Consider the following 17,465-nt stretch of genomic DNA (forward strand, 5'->3'; position numbering starts at 1 on the left):
TGCATGGAGCTATACAGGTTTAATTGTACCGGCGGGAAAATCCCCTGTCAAGGATTGCCGGCTGACTGTTCTGACGATGCAGGCCGGCACCGGCTTCCGTGACGCCGGCGCATTTTGGAGAACCGGAATCGTGCCATCCATGGCCCCCTCCCGTCCCTTTGCAGCGGGAGGAATCAAGCCATCCGTCCGGATGCAAAAGGGCTGCCCGATTGCTCCGGGCAGCCCTTTTCGTCTTATTCCCCGTCAAGGAGGAGGTCGAATTCTTTTTCCTCTTCTTCGTCATGGCCGGCGATCACATACTGTGCCCCCGCCAGGCCGTAAGCCTCCCGGATCTTGTTGGAGATTTCCCGGCGGATCTCCGGGTTCTCTTTCAGGAATTGCTTGGCGTTCTCGCGGCCCTGTCCGAGCCGCTCTTCATTGTAAGAATACCAGGAACCGCTCTTCTGGACGATATCGGTTTCGACGCCGAGGTCGATCGTCTCGCCTTCCTTGGAGATCCCTTCCCCGTACATGATGTCCACTTCCGCCGTACGGAACGGCGGGGCCACTTTGTTTTTCACGACTTTGATGCGGGTTCTGTTCCCGACGATGTCGCTGCCCTGCTTGATGGATTCCGCCCGGCGGACTTCAAGCCGGACAGAGCTGTAGAATTTCAGCGCGCGTCCGCCCGGGGTCGTTTCCGGGTTCCCGAACATGACGCCGACTTTTTCACGGATCTGGTTGATGAAGATGGCGATGGTCTTCGACTTGTTGATCGCCCCGGACAGTTTCCGGAGCGCCTGGGACATGAGGCGTGCCTGCAGGCCCACGTGAGAGTCGCCCATCTCGCCTTCGATTTCCGCCTTCGGAACGAGGGCGGCGACCGAGTCGATGACGATGATGTCGATGGCTCCGCTGCGGACGAGCGCTTCGGCGATCTCAAGTGCCTGCTCTCCTGTGTCCGGCTGCGAAAGAAGGAGTTCATCAATGTTGACGCCGAGTTTCTGTGCATAGACCGGATCAAGCGCGTGTTCCGCATCGATGAACGCGGCCGTCCCGCCGGATGCCTGTGCTTCGGCGATGGCGTGGAGCGCTACGGTCGTCTTACCCGAACTTTCCGGCCCGTAGATCTCGACGACCCGGCCGCGCGGATATCCGCCCACTCCCAGCGCTGTATCAAGAGTGAGCGAACCGCTCGCCGACGTCGAGATCTCCAAGTCCGTCTTTTCGCCGAGTTTCATGACGGACCCTTTCCCGAACTGTTTTTCAATCTGTTTCAGTGCCATATCCAATGCAGCTTTGCGATCGCTCAAACTTGTTCCTCCTCATAGGTTCATACTGTTTTTCTTACTATCACTACTATACTCGGTTTCTGAGAAAAACTCAAGGAAAAAGCGAACATCCATTCGATTTTGTTATGCCGGTTTTGTAATTCAGCCCCAAATCCGATGCCAAATTCAGATTTCAGGGCAAAAAACGGCCCCGAAATTCAAATTTCGGGCGCCGTCATCTCATTGATCATCCGGATCAGCGTGTGCAGGGCGGATTTGACCGCCCGGATCCTGTTCGTGTTGCGCATGCCGGACAGGAGCAGTTTTTTCGTCTCCATCGTCCCGCCCCTCCGGGCGATGGCGATCCAGACCGTGCCGCCCGGCTGGCCGCCGTGCGGGTCGGGCCCGGCAGCACCCGTGAGGCCCACGCCGAAGTCGGTGGAAAATTTGGCGAGGACGGAAGAGGCCATGGCAGCGGCCGTCTCTTCGCTCACGACGCCGTGTTCCTCAAGAAAATCGGCCGGTATCCCGAGCTGCGCCGTCTTGGCCTCCGCCGTGTAGGTCACGACCCCGCCCGCCATCGCCGCGCTGATGCCCGGCTGTTCGGCCAGCTCCGACATGAAGAGTCCGGCGGTCAGGCTTTCCGCGGCCGCGATCGTCAGGTTGTGTCCGATCAGCATGGACGCGGCTTTGGAAGGGAGCGTTTCATCGTCATAGCCGTAGATGTATTCGCCGGCAATCTTCCGGATTTCGGATTCCGACCGGTCGAGCAGGGCGACTGCCTCTTCCCGGCTTTCCGTCTTTGCGGTCATCCGGATCGTCACTTCCCCGTCGGAGGCGAGGGGGGCGAGTGTCGGATTCGTCTGCCGGTCCAACAGGTCGGACAGCCGGTGCTCGAGCTCCGCTTCCCCGATCCCGTAGAATCGGAGTACGCGGGACAGGATGCGGCCCCCTTCACCCGCAAGCCGGGCGATAAGCGGCTTCGCCTGTTCGGTGAACATCGGCTCCATTTCCTTCGGGGGACCCGGCATGAGCAGATAATGCCGGCCATCCGAGGAAGCGAGCATGCCCGGCGCCATCCCGTGGCGGTTTTCAAGAACCGTGGAACCGTCCAGGACGAGCGCCTGTTTGCGGTTGTTGTCCGTCATGGTTCGGCCGGCCCGTTCGAACCAGGCGGTGATGGAGCGGAGTGCCGCGTCATCGTAGACGAGCTGCTTCCCGGCGTGCCTGGCGATCGTTTCTTTCGTCAGGTCATCTTTTGTCGGCCCGAGCCCGCCCGTGAAAATAAGCAGGTCGGCCCGATCTTCCGCAATCCGGATCGCATCTTCCAGCCGGGCGGCGTTGTCTCCGACGACCGTCTGGAAATGGACATCCACGCCGATCTCTGCCAGGCCCGAAGAGATATAGCGTGCATTCGTATTATTGATCTGACCGAGCAGCAGCTCGGACCCGACCGCAATGATTTCAGCTTTCATCGGTTCCCCTTCCTTCCGTCACATCGAATCGAGAAGCACGCGCCGGTTCTTGTAGAAGTAGTCCGCCCCGGACCAGACCGTAAACACGAGCGCAATATAAAGCATGATCATTCCGAACGGGATGCCCGCCGCTTCGAAGAAGATGTTGTTCAACAGAAGGAAGACGATGGCGATCAGCTGTGCCGTCGTCTTGACCTTCCCGAGCATGTTGGCCGCGACGACTTCTCCCCCGCCCGCAAGGATGAGCCGGAGGCCCGTCACGGCAAATTCCCGGCTGATGATGACGATGACGATCCAGGAAGGCGCCACCCCCATTTCAACAAGGATGATGAGTGCGGCGGATACGAGCAGCTTGTCCGCAAGCGGATCAAGGAACTTGCCCATGTTCGTCACAAGGTTGTGCTTGCGGGCGAGATGGCCGTCGATCCAGTCGGTCAGGGAAGCGAAAATAAAGAGGATGCCCCCGATCAGATGCTCGACGGAAAGCACTGTGCCGCCCAGCCGCACATCGCCGAACCCGAAGTCCGCAAGCATGAAGAGCATGAAGACCGGGATGAGGACGATCCGGGCCACTGTGATTTTATTCGGTAAATTCATATGCCGTTCAATCCTTTCAAATAAAATAGCCATCTGTTTCCAGATGACTATTGGTTGCTGCCGAGTTGGATGATGATATTTTGTGTCACCCGTTCAGATTCCGGAATTTCATACTTCAGTTCCTGGCCGTTCACGGTCAGCGTCACGCCGGGCGTGTATCCGATCCGGAAGCGGAGCCATTCCACCCCGGACACCTCGATCGTTTCCTCATCGCCGCTTTCGATATTGCGGCTGAGATGCTGCGTGCCGGCACTGTCGGTCGCGGTCACCCAGGACCTTCCGGAACCCTTCACCTGCACTTTTGCCTCATCGGCGCCGGTCAGGGTATAGTAGGAGTTTTCCCCCTCGGACCGGTCAAATGCCAGCCCGGCGGAAGAGTCTGAATCCGCGTCGGAATCCGGATCCTTTTCTTCTTCCTCCTGGCCGGCGGAATCCGCTTTGTCCGTTCCTTCTTTTTCGGATTCCTCATCCTTGCCGGCAGCGGCACTGCTGCCCGGCTGCTCCACCTTCACCGTCCTGTCCGGTTCCTGCACTTCATCCGGCTTGTCTTTCGACGCGCTCATCTGGGAGAGGAACCAGACGATGGCGACGGCGAGCACGATGAACAGGGCGAGGATCACCTTCGGCATCACCTCGGCTGCACGGCCGGAACGCCGCGTCATCGTGCTTCTCCTCATTGCGGGCGCGGCCATTGCCGGTTCCTGTGCAGGTCCGGGTTCGGGCGCTTCCGCTTTGTAGAGTTCGAGCATCTCGTCCGGATCCAGGCCGACCGCCTCGGCGTATTGCTTAATGAATGCCCGGACATAGAAAGTCCCGGGCATGATGCCGAAGTCTCCTTCCTCAATCGCAGAGAGATAACGTTTTTGAATCTTAGTCAGTTCCTGCAGATCATCAAGCGAGTAGCCTTTCTCTTTTCTCGCTTGTTTCAGCCGAGCGCCCAGTTCGGACAAACCAAAACACCTTCCTATCAAATATTGAATCCGAAATCCATCCCGCTCCGGCCCGACATCCTGTCGTTTTCCTCCAGTTTCTCGTACGTGATCTCCTCGTCGTCATCCCGCCGGATCTCGATGATGTAATCGAAATCATCCATCGTATACTCAGAATGACGCACGAAGATGTCCGGATGTTCCACGACCTTGATGGACGGCATGCGCATAATTTCGCGGACAAGCTGCATATGGCGTTCATCCGTTGACTTCCGTGTGACGATCCCGTCAAGGATGAAGACGTTGTTATCGGAAAACTCATCCCCGGCAAGCTTGCTCCGGACCGTCTGCCTGATCATGGTGGAAGAAAGGAAGATCCATTTCCTATTGGCACTGACGCTCGCTGCCACGACGGATTCGGTTTTGCCGACCCGCGGCATCCCGCGTATACCGATGAGCTTATGGCCTTCCTGCTTGAAGATTTCCGCCATGAAGTCGACCAGGATGCCGAGCTCGTCCCGGACGAAACGGAATGTCTTCTTGTCGTCGGCATCCCGCTGGATGTAACGGCCGTGCCGGACGGCAAGGATATCGCGCAGCTTCGGATGCCGGAGCTTGCGTACATTGATCATTTCCATCGTGGAGGCAATCAGCTCGAACCGTTCGATCGCCTCGTCATCCTCCGAGCTGAGGAGCATTCCCCGGCGGCCTTCGTCAACCCCGTTGATGGTGATGATGTTCACGCGCAGGAGCCCGAGGAGGGAAGAAATTTCGCCGAGCAGCCCCGGGCGGTTCACTTCGATTTCATATTCCATGTACCACTCACTCAACATGATCGCCTCCATCGGCGCCGGTGCGCACTGTAGTACTATCATAGCGGATTTAAGAGTTGAAGAAAAGGGAAAGAAGACCCCGGCGGAACCTTCCCTGCCCATCGGCCGGGTGGGCCAATTGATATGTAAAGAAAATGCGAAAGACAGATGCCGGCTGAACATGCCAGCCGGCTTTGCCGTCTTTCGCTTTTGTGGTTGGGTTCCGGGCATGGCCTGCCGGCTTTCCCGTCAGATATGCCATCCTCCGTTGACCCGGATGATCTGCCCGGTGATATAGGAACCGTCTTCTCCCAGGAGGAAATCCGCAACACCGGCAACTTCCGAGGGTAGCCCCGGCCGCATGAGGGGGATTTCGCCGAATGCCATCCGCCGCTCTTCATCCGACAGATGGCTGTTCATCCGGGTCTCGATCCAGCCGGGCGACACGGCGTTGACGAGCATATTTGATCCCGCTGCCTCCTTGGCATAAGCTTTCACGAACCCGTGGACCGCGCCCTTCACCGCGGAATAGGCGACTTCCCCTGCTGCACCCGTGTCCCCCCAGATCGAGCCGATCATGACGACCCGCGGATCGGGATGGCGGCGAAGCCTTTCCGAGACGAGTGCGATAAACCTCATCGGATTGGCCGCATGCACATGCCAGAGTGCGTCCAGGTCCCCCATCGTCGTGTCCGTCAGAAGCTTGTTCATCTCCTGCCCGGCCGCTGACACTACCGCACGGAGGTCACCCGTTGCCGCGGCAAGCCGCTCTCCCCCGTCGGGAAGGGAAAAATCGGCACCGGCCGTTTCAAAACGCTGTCCGGGATAAGCTGCGGAGAGTCTCTCCCTGAGTTCTTCCGCACGTTCCTCCGACCGGTTGTAGTGCAGGTACAGAGACCAGCCGGAAGCTGCGAGCTTCTCTGCGATGGCCGTCCCGATCTCCCCGGACGCACCGAGGACGGCCGCGGTTTTCCGTCCGCTCATTCTCCCTTGGAAGCAGGAAGAACCTCAAAGACGCTCCAAGCCTGTTCATCGGCAAGCGGAACGAGTGCATCCTGCAGGTCCTTCACCTGCAGGTCCTCGAGCGCGGGCACCGTATCAAACAGGTTCATGCCGTTGAACGCATAGCGGGTGAATTGATTGGCAATATATTCGATCGAATTCAGGGCACGGAGGAACAGTCCCGTCCTTCTTCTCAGCTGGCGGTCCAGTGCATCCTGACCGAACGGGAATTTCTCCGAAGCGGACCGGAGCGTCGCACGGACCTTTTCCGCAAATTTGTCCGGGTCCTTGCTGTCCGTGCCGATCACGGCGAATGCGAACCCGGTCTCCGAAGTGAATTCGGTCCCGAACGACTCGTCGATGAGGCCTTCTTCATACGCTTCCGTATAGAAATCCGAGGTCCTGCCAAACAGCAGGTCAAGCAGAATCTCATTGGAAAGCTCGTGCTTGAGCGCGTCGATGCCCGAAAGATCCGGATACGGAAGCTTGACCGCAAACTGGACTTTCGGCTTCGAGACATCCATTTCGATCGACCGTTCCGCCACAGCCGCGTTTGCCGGCTCCTGCGGGAACTCACGGACGATCCGCTCCGGCCGGTCGAATGTTTTGGCCGCCTGATTGGTGCGGATGAATTCCATCATCTCTTCGGGGTCCACCGCGCCCACCGCGAACACGAGCATGTTCGACGGATGGTAGAACGTGTGGTAGCACTCATACAGGTGATCGGCCGTAATATCGGCGATCGACTCGACCGTCCCGGCGATATCGATCTTCACCGGATGGGATTCGTACAGATTCTCGATGGCGCCGAAATAGGCGCGCCAGTCCGGCTGGTCGTCATACATCGTGATTTCCTGGCCGATGATCCCCTTCTCCTTCTCGACCGTCTGCTCCGTGAAATACGGTGCCTGGACGAAGTCGAGGAGAAGTTCGGTATTCGGATAAAGATTCTCCGTCGCGGAGAACAGGTAGGCGGTCCGTGTGAATGAAGTGAACGCGTTGGCCGACGCACCGTTCATACCGAATTTCTGGAACACATCCCCGTCTTCTTTTTCAAACATTTTATGTTCAAGGAAATGGGCGATTCCGTCCGGCACCCGCACCTTCTCCTTCTTGCCGAGCGGGACGAATGTGTTGTCGATGGACCCGTATTTTGTGGTGAATGACACATAGGTTTTTGAAAAGCCCTTTTTCGGCAGGATGAACACCTGGAGCCCGTTTGGCAGCTCCTCATGGTAAAGGGTCTCCTGGAGGCGATTGAAATCAAGCGTCTGCATCTTCGGATTCCTCCTTCCCTGACAGCAGGTAAACCAGTTCTTTTTCTATCGTGCCGGCCATCTGGCGGATGTCTTCTTTCGTGACCGGCTCCCATTTGGCGATCCAGCCTTCAGGCGTGAAACCGCCTGGAAGATCCTTGTACTGATCGAAGATTTCAATCTGGCCGCGTGCGGAATCAAGCGCCTCGCGCAGCTGGTTGGCGAGCATCGCCTTCGTCTGGTCCAGTTCGAGATCCGAGATCTCCCCGGCCTTCATCGCTTCCAGCTGCTCGTCGATCAGCGCTGAAGCCTTTTCCGCCTGTTCGGGATCGACGCCGGATGAAACGGTGATGAGCCCGTAGCGCGAAAGGTAGGAACTTGCTGCGTAGTAGGCAAGGCTTTCCTTCTCCCGGACGTTCATAAACAGCTTGGAATGGGGGAAGCCGCCAAAGATTCCGTTGGCCAGCTGCATTTTCGGGAAATCCTCGGTCCCGAAAAGCACCGGTGTGCGGAAACCGATCAGGAGCTTGCCCTGCTTCATCGCCTGGCGTTCGGATACGCGGCCGGTCTTCCCGCCCCGTTCCGACGGGTCTTGCGGCATGTCTGCAGGAGTCCGTCCATCGAAACTGAATGCCGATTTGATCTTCTCTGCAAACGAATCCGGATCGACATCCCCGACGACGTAGATCTCCACTTCATCTTCCGTGATCATCCGGTGATAGGCGTCCAGCACATCTTTTGCCGAAAGGCTTCCGACATGCTCCTCGTCGCCCGTCGCGCGGATTGATTCGGGTCCGTCCGGGCGGATCAGCTCATACAGACGCTGCTGGGCAAAGCGTGTCTTGTCGTCGTACAGCGAGCTGAGCCGTTCGAGGACAGTCTGCTTTTCCCGCTCGAAGATCGGGTCCTTGAATTTCCCGTCCTTCATGTTCGGCCGGAGAACCGAGTCTGCAAGAAGCTTGAGCGTCCAGTCGACGACCCCGTCCTCTTCGAGCAGCTGGTCATTGACGCATTCCGCATTGAAGGAGACATAGTGGAGATCCCCCCGCTTGCCGACATCCGTGTAATACAGTGTTCCGTACATGTTCTCGAGGGCGGAACGGAGTGCCGCCCTGCTCGGATGGGTCTCGTTGCTGTCCTCCAGGATATTGGCCAGGACCGCCCTCGCGGAAGCGCCGGCCGCAGTCAGCGTCTGCCGGAAACGAATTGAAAAAGTCACCGTTTTGAACTGGGTCGTCCGGCGCACAAACAGCCGGACCCCTTCTGTGAGTCGATATTCCGTAAACATGGCACACCTCGGTTTCCATACGGTATTTTTATTGAGTATTCTCCATTTCCACTATACCGAAACCGGCGCATCGATGGCAAACATTGGCGTTTCCCCTGATAATTTTATTATGTAAACACATTTGCCTCACTGAGCGGCGGATTTCAAGTCCACATTGGCATCCACCGCGAGGACCGTAAAGTGAAGGAGACCGATGTACCGTGCAGCTTTTCGATTTCGCGCCATCCTTGCGGCCCCCTTCTCCAAACAGAAGGTGCCTTCCTCGTCTTGGAGAGCATCTTTCTAAACTTACACCCCGATTTTTCTTCACATGACAGTCTTTTTTCTTCATCTACGGTGACAGGCCCATATTCCGGTTCACCGGCAGCACAAAAAGAGCCAACACCCGGGAACAGCGGTGCTGGCTCTTGATCCACTTATTCAGCGGCTCCCGCACGGAGAGCCTTCTGCCCCGGTATTCACCGGCTGCCTTTGATGTACGGTTTGCCGCCTGCCTTCGGTCCGGTTGCCTTGCCGATGAAGCCGGCGAGTGCAAGGACCGTAAGGACATACGGCAGCGCGTGAAGATATCCCGTCGGAATCTCCTTGATGAACGGGATGCTCGGGCCGACGACGGTCAGCGCCTGTGCAAAGCCGAAGAAGATCGCTGCGCCCATCGCCCCGATCGGATGCCATTTTCCGAAGATCATGGCGGCGAGTGCCATGAATCCCTGACCGTTGATCGTGGCATGTCCGAAATCGCGGGTCATCGTCTGGGAGTAGATGGCCCCGCCGATGCCGGCGAGCGCACCCGAGATGACGACTGCGATGTAGCGGATGCGATTGACGTGGATCCCCATCGTGTCGGCGGCCATTGGATGCTCGCCGACCGCCCGGAGACGCAGGCCGAACGGAGTCTTGAAGATGACGTACCATGCGACGATCGCGGCGACGATCGCCAGGATGCTTGAACCGTATACACCCTTGAACAGCATCGGGCCGATGACCGGGATCTGGTCGAGGCCCGGGATATTGAAGTTCGGGATCGCCTTTTTGACGAAATCGGTCTGTCCTTTATCGAAGATCATCTTCGTCAGGAACAGCGCGACGGCGAGGCCGAGCATGTTGATCGCAACACCGGAGACGACCTGGTCGGCCCGGAACGTGATCGAAGCGACTGCATGCAGCAGCGAAAAGACGGCGGAGACGACCATGGCGGCGATCAGCGCGATCCATGGGGTCCAGTTGCCGAATGTGTCATAGAAGAACAGATTGAACACGATGCCGATGAAGGCGCCCATGACCATGAGTCCTTCAAGTCCGATATTGACAACGCCGGAACGCTCGGAGAAGACACCGCCGAGTGCCGTGAAGATGAGCGGAGCGGCGTAGGCGATGGACACCGGAGCCATGAAATACAGGATTTCGAGGAAGCTCATGTCACTTCGCCTCCTTTTTCTTGGAGATCTTGCTTAGGAGAAGACGGATCGCGTAGCCGCACGCCACGAAGAAGATGACGAGCGCGATGACGATCTGGACGATCTCTTCCGGGATCTGGGCGGCGTTCGGCATGTTCAGCGCCCCGTACTTAAGGGAGCCGAACAGCACGGCGCCGAAGATGACCCCGAGCGGCGTGTTGGCGCCGAGCAGCGCGACGGCGATCCCGTCAAACCCGATGCCGGTGAACCCGCCGCGGGTGTACATGTTGCCGAACGTCCCGAGTCCTTCCATCGCCCCTGCCAGTCCGGCGAACGCGCCTGAGATGACCATGGCCAGGATGATGTTCTTGCCGATCTTCATGCCCCCGTATTCCGAGGCATTCTCGTTGAAGCCGACCGACTTCAGTTCGAAGCCCATCGTCGTCTTCTCAAGCAGGAACCACATGAGCACCACCATCATGAGTGCGATGATGATCCCGTAGTGAAGACGGGAGTAATCCGTGAGCGACGCCAGGAAATCCGATCGGAGTGAAGCCGAATCCAGAATCCGCTCCGTCTTGTCCCCGCCGCCGGACCATGTCTTGATAAGTGCGTTGACGACGTGGAGGGCGATGTAGTTCATCATGATCGTCACGATGACTTCGTGGATCTTCATCTTCGCCTTCAGCAGGCCCGGCAGGAACGCCCATAGCGCACCGGCTGCGGCACCGGCGAGGATGGAGAGCGGAAGGTGGATCACCTTCGGCAGGTCGAATGCCGCACCGACATAAACGGCGGCGAACCAGCCGACGATGAGCTGGCCTTCGACCCCGATGTTGAACAGTCCGGTCCGGAAAGCGAAAGCGACTGCAAGACCGGCCAGGATGTACGGCGTGATCTGACGGATCGTTTCGCCGATTGCATAGGAGTCCCCGAAGATTCCGTTCCAGAGTGCGGTGTAGCCGAGGATCGGATCATATCCGCTGACCGCCATGACGATCGCGCCGACCAGAAGGCCGAGGATCACGGAAATCACCGGAACGAGGATGTTGATCATTCTATTGGACATGCTTGTCGTCACCTTCTTCCGCCTGGATGGCCGCCGCTTCTTTGCGGGAGTGGCCGGCCATGAGCAGGCCGAGTTCCTGTTCATCCGTTTCCGACGGGATGACCGTATCGATGATCATGCCGTCATAGATGACGGCGATCCGGTCGGATACGTTCATGACCTCATCGAGCTCGAAGGAGACGAGGAGGACCGCCTTCCCGTTGTCCCGCTGTTCGATGAGCCGACGGTGGATGAATTCGATTGCCCCGACGTCCAGACCGCGTGTCGGGAGGGCTGCGATGAGCAGATCCGGATCTCGTTCGACTTCACGGCCGATGATTGCCTTCTGCTGGTTACCGCCCGACAGTGCACGCGCCGGTTCGTGGGGGCCCTGTGTCCGGACATCGTATTGCTCGATGATCCCTTCGGCAAACCGGTCGATCGCCTTGTAATCAATGATGCCGCCTTTGGACAGCGGTTTCTGGTAGTACGTCTGAAGCGCGATGTTGTGGCCGATCGGGAAGTCCAGAACGAGCCCGTGCTTGTGCCGGTCCTGCGGTATATGGCCGACACCCGATTCGGTCACCTGGCGCGGGCGCTTGTTCGTGATGTCCTTCCCGTTGATCGCCACGGTGCCGGCCTTCACTTTTCTCAGTCCGGTGATCGCTTCGATCAGCTCCGACTGGCCGTTCCCGTCGATGCCGGCAATCCCGACGATTTCACCGCGGCGGACATTCAGGTTGAGCCGTTTCACCTTCTCGACGTTCCGGGAGTCCGTGACGACGAGATCTTTCACCGTGAGCACTTCTTCAGTCGGATGGGACGGCCCTTTTTCGGTCTTGAAGACGACCTGCCGGCCGACCATGAGCGAAGCGAGCTCCTCCGGGCTCGACTCGTCCGTGATGACCGTTCCGATCCCCTTCCCTTTCCGGATGACCGTGACCCGGTCGGAGACGTCCATGATTTCCTGGAGCTTGTGGGTGATCAGGATGATCGATTTGCCTTCCGTGATGAGCTTGCGCATGATGGCGATGAGCTCGGTGATTTCCTGAGGCGTCAGCGAAGCGGTCGGCTCGTCGAAGATGAGGATTTCCGCTCCCCGGTACAGCGTCTTCAGGATTTCCACCCGCTGCTGCATGCCGACGGAGATGTCTTCGATTTTCGCGTACGGGTCCACGTTGAGGCCGTACTGCCTGGACAGTTCCGCCACTTTCTTGGCTGCGGCTGATATGTTGAGGGAACCGCCCTTTGTCGGCTCGTTCCCGAGGATGATGTTCTCGGTGACCGTGAAGTTCTCGACGAGCATGAAGTGCTGGTGGACCATGCCGATGCCGAGGTCGTTGGCCACGTTCGGGTCGGTGATGTCGACTTTCTTGCCGCGCACACGGATTTCTCCGCCTTCAGGCTGGTACAGCCCGAAAAGGACGTTCATGAGCGTCGATTTGCCCGCACCGTTCTCGCCGAGAAGCGCGTGGATTTCGCCTTTCCCCAGTTGCAGCGTGATATTATCGTTTGCCACGAAATTGCCGAACTCCTTGCGGATGTTGAGCATTTCGATCACATATTCCAATGGTTTCACTCCTTTGCCTCATGAACCTGGATCACCGGCCGTCTTCGGGACGCAAACGGGATACAGGAAAGACCTCCTGCACCAGGAGATCTTTCATCTATCCATTTACATGGAAGAACTCAATTCAAAAAAGAAAGCACAGAGGCCGGAAAGGCCGGCCTCCATGTGGATTGCATGAAATTATTTCTTCGGTTCTTTGCCTTCCGGATATTCCGGAACTTCAATTTCACCGGACTTGATCTTTTCTTTATAGTCTTCGATCTTCTTCATGACGTCTTCCGGAATCGCGCCGCGGGAGTCAGCAAGGTCGACACCGTCTTCGGACAGACCGTAGACATGTGTTTCCCCGCCAGGGAACTTGCCTTCCTTCGCACGTTTCGAAATGTCTTCAACCGCGATGTCTACACGTTTCAGCATCGAAGTGAGGGTGACGTTCGTATCGCCGACCGCGCCTTCGTCATACTGGTCGGAGTCCACGCCGATGACCCAAACGTTTGCGTCGGCATCAGCCGCTTTGCGTTCTTTCGCCTCGGAGAAGACACCGTTGCCCGTGCCGCCCGCTGCGTGGAAGATGATGTCCACGCCGCTGGAATACATGCGGTTGGCCATTGTCTTGCCGATTTCCGCCTTGTCGAATGCGCCGGCATACTGGACGTCGACATCGATTTCAGGGTCAACGGCTTTTACGCCTGCGACAAAACCTGATTCAAAGCGGTGGATGACTTCGTTTTCCATCCCGCCGACAAAGCCGACTTTCTTGGACTCGGTCATCAGGGCAGCGGCCACACCTGCAAGGTAGGAGCCTTCTTGCTCTTTGAAGAGGATGCTGGCAGCGTTCGGCTGATCAACGACTGCGTCGATGATGGCAAACTCTGTATCTTTCTGCTGGGATGCGATTTCATCCATTGCATCCTGCATCATGAAGCCCACACCGAAGACGAGAGAGAAGTCGCGCCGTGCGAGGGCATTGAGGTTAGGAATGTAATCTTCTTCGCCGGCAGACTGAAGGTAGTCATAGCCGCCGTCGCCTTTTTCCATGTCGTTCGCCTTACCGAAGTCCTGGATGCCTTTCCATGCGGACTGGTTGAACGACTTGTCGTCGATGCCGCCGACGTCAGTGACCATCGCCACCGAAAATTCGCTTGTTTTTTCTCCGCTTCCTTCTTTTTTGCCGTTGTCCTTTGAAGCGTCATCGTTGCCCGAGCCACATGCTCCGAGCAGGGTGCCGGCAGCAAGAAGAACCGACAGTGCAAGACCGAACTTGCGTTTAGCCATGTGTGGAACCCCCTAGATTGTTTTGGGTGATAGCAGGAAGTTGGATCGTTTTACATCCGTTTACGCAATACGTGGAAGTTGAATTTGTCGCCTTTGAAATAGTTCCTCGAATAAAGGATCATGTCGTCGCCTTCGGCATAGTGATACTGCCGCAGCATGAGCAGGGCCGTTTCCGGCTCGCACTCCAGGATCGGCGAGGCCTCATCATCGTAGCCGACCGGCTCGATATGGGCCACCGCCTGGGTGATCCGGATGTCGGCCTCCCGTTCGATCGCCTCGAAGATCGAGTCGTCTTTGCGCTTCAGGAACTCCTCGCCGAGCAGGCGGGACGGCACTTTGTCGACACAGTAGACGACAGGCTCCCCGTCTGCGGTACGGACTCTCTTGATCGTCGTGACCAGTTCGTCCGGTCCGCAGCCGAAGCGCTCGATGTCTTCTTCGGCCGCCTTTTCCTCCGAGGAACTGAGAAAGTTCGTCCCCGGTACCATGCCCACCTGGCGGATCATCGCCGAAACGCTCGACAGCTCCTCGATCCCCGCCGAAAACAGCGGTCTTGGATTGACGAACGTTCCGACCCCATGGCGTCTCACGATATAATGGTCTTCTTCAAGGAGGCGGAGTGCCTCGCGCAGCGTCGCCCTCGACACTCCCAGCATTTTGGCCAGCTCGAATTCGGACGGCAGCTTCTCTCTCTCTTTAAAGACACCCGTCATGATATCCCGCTTCAGCCGGTCAATCACCTGGAGATATAAGTGCCGATGGTCCGCTTTGATCGTCATGCAATCACCACCAAATCAATGAGATCAGACATCTGATGTAAAACCTTCCTCCTAATCAGTCATACTATATCACTTTTAATCCTCTAAATAAATACCTATATTTCGAAATAACAAGTGCAGAATAGACCTTTTTTAGGTAAACGCCTTTAATTTGTCATCATTTTGAAATCGCTATCATTGGGAAAAAACCAAAAAACACCGGTTGCATGCACCGTTCCGCTGAAAAGCATGCGGACGGTGCATGGACCGGTGTTCACGTTTGCTCCTGCGGGCCTCCGCACTTCAGCCGGAGGATTTTTCCGGCCGGCAGCACGGCGCCGTCAGAGGAAACTGTATGTCATAATCAGTCATCCGGCGTATCGTTCAGGAGGACCTGACGCGGTTTGCTTCCTTCATGCGGCCCGACGACGCCGCGCATCTCCATCTGGTCGACAATCCGGGCAGCCCGTGAATAACCGATGCGGAAGCGGCGCTGGAGCATCGAAACGGATGCCTGCTGCATGCTCCGGACGAGATCGACCGCCTCATCATACAATTCGTCCGTTTCTTCCTGCGGGCCCGTTTCTTCCACATCGGTCGGGATCATTTCTTCCTGGTATTGTGCCTTCTGCTGGCTGATGACGAAATCGACGACTTCCTCGACTTCCTGGTCTGACAGGAATGCGCCCTGGATCCGGGTCGGCTTGGAGGCGCCCGCCGGGAGGAACAGCATGTCCCCGCGGCCCAGAAGCTTCTCCGCCCCTCCGGAATCCAGGATGGTGCGCGAGTCGACCGCAGACGAGACGGCAAACGCAATCCGGGACGGGATGTTGGCCTTGATGATCCCCGTGATGACATCGACGCTCGGACGCTGGGTGGCGATGATGAGATGGATGCCGGCAGCACGGGCCATCTGGGCGATCCGCGTGATGGAATCCTCCACATCGCTCGATGCGACCATCATGAGGTCCGCGAGCTCATCGACGATGACGACGATGTAAGGAAGCCGCGGATGCTTCTCTTCATTCTCTTCGTTCCATTCATCGATGTGATGGTTGTATCCCTCGATGTTGCGTGTGCCGGTATGGGAGAACAGATCGTATCTCCGTTCCATTTCGGCCACGACTTTCTTCAATGCCTGCGAAGCCTTGCGGGGATCGGTGACGACCGGGGCGAGCAGGTGCGGAACGCCGTTGTAGACGTTCAGCTCAACCATTTTCGGGTCGATCATCATGAGCTTCACTTCATGCGGCTTCGCCCTCATGAGCAGGCTGATGATGATGCCGTTGATGCACACGCTTTTCCCGCTGCCCGTGGAGCCGGCGACGAGCAGATGCGGCATCTTGTTGAGTTCTGCAAGCACCGCATCCCCCGCAATGTCCCTTCCGAGGCTGACCATGAGCTTCGAATCGGGTTTGCTGTTGTTGCGCGATTCCAGCACTTCCCTCAGCGATACGATGGCAACTTCGGAGTTCGGGACTTCGATCCCGACGGCTGACTTGCCGGGGATCGGCGCCTCGATCCGGATATCGCGGGCCGCAAGCGCCAGGGCGATGTCATCCGAAAGGCTGACGATCCGGCTGACTTTCACGCCGGTATCCGGCATCACTTCATACTTCGTCACGGCAGGCCCCAGATGGACCTGGGTCACGCTCGCCCGGACGCCGAAGCTTTGGAACGTCTTCTCCAGCTTTTCGGCATTGTGCTGGATGGCGCTGTATTCGCCGCTCTGATCGCTTTCCGGAGGCGGACTCAACAGGGTGACCGGAGGGAGAACATAATCTTCATTGACCGGTTCACCCTCGCTGATCGACCCGAGTTCTCCGGTGTCCCCGGCGGCAGCGCCTGCAGGTTCTGCCGTCGCTACAGCGGCGCGCTCAGGCTCCGCGGCACGCTCGGCCCGTTCCGTGAACGAGGAGATGATCGGCTGCGGCTTCGGCGCGGGCACCGGATCGTCTTCATGGGCATCCGGGACCGGGACGCCGGAAACGGAAAGGGTATGGATCTCTTCCGCCGCGGCCTGTTCCTTTTCCCTCTTCGCCCGCTTCCGGTCAGCCTTGCGCTTTTCCGTCCGTTTCCCGGCCGGTTTGGCCGAACGGTTCTCCGCCCTGTCGCGGTCGATCATTTCCCGCAGGTTGCCGGCCGCTTCGGGGATCTTTTCCGCCAAATAGGGGACGAGCGCCTTTCCGGTCAGCAGGACGATCCCCATCGACAGCATGATGAATCCGGCGATCGTCGCCCCGGCCGAGTCAAACAGCACATGGAACATCGCGAACAGCAGGCCGCCGGTCATTCCGCCGCCGAGGGAAACCCCTCCATCCGTGATTCCTCCGTCTGTGACGAGGATGAGCCATGTCTCCTTCAGGGCGGAAGTCGTCTGCAGTTTACCGGATTCATACCGTTCATTGAACAATAGAACGTGGCTGAACAGTGTCAGGCTCCCCAGGATGAGAAGCAGGCCGCTGACAATCCGGTTTCTGAAAGCGGGTACCTGCCGCTTGATCATGAGCAGCAGCGCAAACACCACGAACATGAGCGGAAGGGCCGGATGCCAGTTGCCGAACAGGAATTTCGCCACGTTGCCGAGCGCCCGGCCGATGAATCCGAGCTCAAAGAACGTGATCACGGCGACGCCGGTCATGATGATGCCGGAGAGCTCATATGCGAGCGGGTGCAGGCCGGTTCTTTTTTTCTTTTTTGAAGCCGTCTTCTTTCTCTTTTTCTTTTGTGCCATGCGTCCCCCTCCATCTGATGAAAACGGGACTTCCCGCCATCGACGGCGAAGAAATCCCGTTTTTCTCTGTTTTG

At 57.8% G+C, this 17,465-nt stretch carries 14 protein-coding genes; all 14 read right to left on the reverse strand.

Translation table 11 applies throughout. The features are described 5' to 3' along the window. Window positions 1-233: 233 nt before the first annotated feature. The 14 genes from recA to B0B07_RS00870 all read right to left on the reverse strand — a co-directional run bounded on the left by recA (window position 234) and on the right by B0B07_RS00870 (window position 17,391). Window positions 234-1,292 carry a recombinase RecA gene (gene recA, locus B0B07_RS00800; protein ID WP_076756474.1) on the reverse strand — a complete coding sequence of 353 codons (1,059 nt, stop codon included), beginning with the start codon at window positions 1,290-1,292 and terminating at the stop codon, window positions 234-236. Between the two features lie 176 nt (window positions 1,293-1,468). Further along, window positions 1,469-2,725, reverse strand: coding sequence for a competence/damage-inducible protein A (locus B0B07_RS00805; RefSeq protein ID WP_076756475.1), 1,257 nt, complete (start codon window positions 2,723-2,725; stop codon window positions 1,469-1,471). An 18-nt stretch (window positions 2,726-2,743) separates the two neighbouring features. After that, the gene (gene pgsA, locus B0B07_RS00810) at window positions 2,744-3,322 is read right to left on the reverse strand and encodes a CDP-diacylglycerol--glycerol-3-phosphate 3-phosphatidyltransferase (protein WP_076756476.1); all 579 of its coding nucleotides are present in this window, start codon (window positions 3,320-3,322) and stop codon (window positions 2,744-2,746) included. A 47-nt stretch (window positions 3,323-3,369) separates the two neighbouring features. Beyond that, entirely contained in the window at window positions 3,370-4,272 is a 903-nt protein-coding gene (locus tag B0B07_RS00815; RefSeq protein ID WP_076756477.1) for a helix-turn-helix domain-containing protein, read from the reverse strand. 17 nt (window positions 4,273-4,289) lie between these two features. Further along, the gene (locus tag B0B07_RS00820) at window positions 4,290-5,081 is read right to left on the reverse strand and encodes a DUF3388 domain-containing protein (RefSeq protein WP_076756478.1); all 792 of its coding nucleotides are present in this window, start codon (window positions 5,079-5,081) and stop codon (window positions 4,290-4,292) included. Window positions 5,082-5,312: 231 nt separating this feature from the next. Next, window positions 5,313-6,047, reverse strand: a complete 735-nt coding sequence (ymfI, locus tag B0B07_RS00830; protein ID WP_076756480.1) for an elongation factor P 5-aminopentanone reductase — start codon at window positions 6,045-6,047, stop codon at window positions 5,313-5,315. Next, on the reverse strand, window positions 6,044-7,342 hold the full coding sequence (gene yfmH / locus B0B07_RS00835; RefSeq protein ID WP_076756481.1) for an EF-P 5-aminopentanol modification-associated protein YfmH: 1,299 nt from the start codon (window positions 7,340-7,342) through the stop codon (window positions 6,044-6,046). Before yfmH ends, ymfI begins: the two co-directional genes overlap by 4 nt. Then, window positions 7,329-8,609 (reverse strand): EF-P 5-aminopentanol modification-associated protein YfmF, encoded by a 1,281-nt coding sequence (gene yfmF / locus B0B07_RS00840; protein ID WP_076756482.1) that lies wholly within the window; start codon window positions 8,607-8,609, stop codon window positions 7,329-7,331. The genes yfmH and yfmF overlap by 14 nt, the downstream gene beginning before the upstream one ends. Window positions 8,610-9,067: 458 nt before the next feature. Next, on the reverse strand, window positions 9,068-10,027 hold the full coding sequence (locus B0B07_RS00845; protein WP_076756483.1) for an ABC transporter permease: 960 nt from the start codon (window positions 10,025-10,027) through the stop codon (window positions 9,068-9,070). Window position 10,028: 1 nt separating this feature from the next. Beyond that, window positions 10,029-11,075 (reverse strand): ABC transporter permease, encoded by a 1,047-nt coding sequence (locus tag B0B07_RS00850; RefSeq protein WP_076756484.1) that lies wholly within the window; start codon window positions 11,073-11,075, stop codon window positions 10,029-10,031. After that, window positions 11,065-12,624, reverse strand: coding sequence for an ABC transporter ATP-binding protein (locus tag B0B07_RS00855; RefSeq protein ID WP_076756485.1), 1,560 nt, complete (start codon window positions 12,622-12,624; stop codon window positions 11,065-11,067). Before B0B07_RS00855 ends, B0B07_RS00850 begins: the two co-directional genes overlap by 11 nt. A 180-nt stretch (window positions 12,625-12,804) precedes the next feature. After that, on the reverse strand, window positions 12,805-13,899 hold the full coding sequence (locus B0B07_RS00860; protein WP_076756486.1) for a BMP family lipoprotein: 1,095 nt from the start codon (window positions 13,897-13,899) through the stop codon (window positions 12,805-12,807). Window positions 13,900-13,949: 50 nt separating this feature from the next. Further along, window positions 13,950-14,678 carry a GntR family transcriptional regulator gene (locus B0B07_RS00865; protein WP_076756487.1) on the reverse strand — a complete coding sequence of 243 codons (729 nt, stop codon included), beginning with the start codon at window positions 14,676-14,678 and terminating at the stop codon, window positions 13,950-13,952. A gap of 343 nt (window positions 14,679-15,021) precedes the next feature. Continuing rightward, on the reverse strand, window positions 15,022-17,391 hold the full coding sequence (locus B0B07_RS00870) for a DNA translocase FtsK (protein WP_076756488.1): 2,370 nt from the start codon (window positions 17,389-17,391) through the stop codon (window positions 15,022-15,024). Window positions 17,392-17,465: the final 74 nt, after the last annotated feature.

The organism is Edaphobacillus lindanitolerans (assembly GCF_900156305.1).
GTDB lineage: Bacteria > Bacillota > Bacilli > Bacillales_A > Planococcaceae > Bhargavaea > Bhargavaea lindanitolerans.

What these genes read in the sequence shown, in the direction of transcription:
- B0B07_RS00870 (WP_076756488.1), bottom strand. Translation starts at nt 17,391, where the DNA reads ATGGCACAAAAGAAAAAGAGAAAGAAGACGGCTTCAAAAAAGAAAAAA.
- B0B07_RS00805 (WP_076756475.1), bottom strand. Translation starts at nt 2,725, where the DNA reads ATGAAAGCTGAAATCATTGCGGTCGGGTCCGAGCTGCTGCTCGGTCAG.
- B0B07_RS00845 (WP_076756483.1), bottom strand. Translation starts at nt 10,027, where the DNA reads ATGAGCTTCCTCGAAATCCTGTATTTCATGGCTCCGGTGTCCATCGCC.
- B0B07_RS00850 (WP_076756484.1), bottom strand. Translation starts at nt 11,075, where the DNA reads ATGTCCAATAGAATGATCAACATCCTCGTTCCGGTGATTTCCGTGATC.
- B0B07_RS00860 (WP_076756486.1), bottom strand. Translation starts at nt 13,899, where the DNA reads ATGGCTAAACGCAAGTTCGGTCTTGCACTGTCGGTTCTTCTTGCTGCC.
- ymfI (WP_076756480.1), bottom strand. Translation starts at nt 6,047, where the DNA reads ATGAGCGGACGGAAAACCGCGGCCGTCCTCGGTGCGTCCGGGGAGATC.
- B0B07_RS00865 (WP_076756487.1), bottom strand. Translation starts at nt 14,678, where the DNA reads ATGACGATCAAAGCGGACCATCGGCACTTATATCTCCAGGTGATTGAC.
- yfmF (WP_076756482.1), bottom strand. Translation starts at nt 8,609, where the DNA reads ATGTTTACGGAATATCGACTCACAGAAGGGGTCCGGCTGTTTGTGCGC.
- pgsA (WP_076756476.1), bottom strand. Translation starts at nt 3,322, where the DNA reads ATGAATTTACCGAATAAAATCACAGTGGCCCGGATCGTCCTCATCCCG.
- yfmH (WP_076756481.1), bottom strand. Translation starts at nt 7,342, where the DNA reads ATGCAGACGCTTGATTTCAATCGCCTCCAGGAGACCCTTTACCATGAG.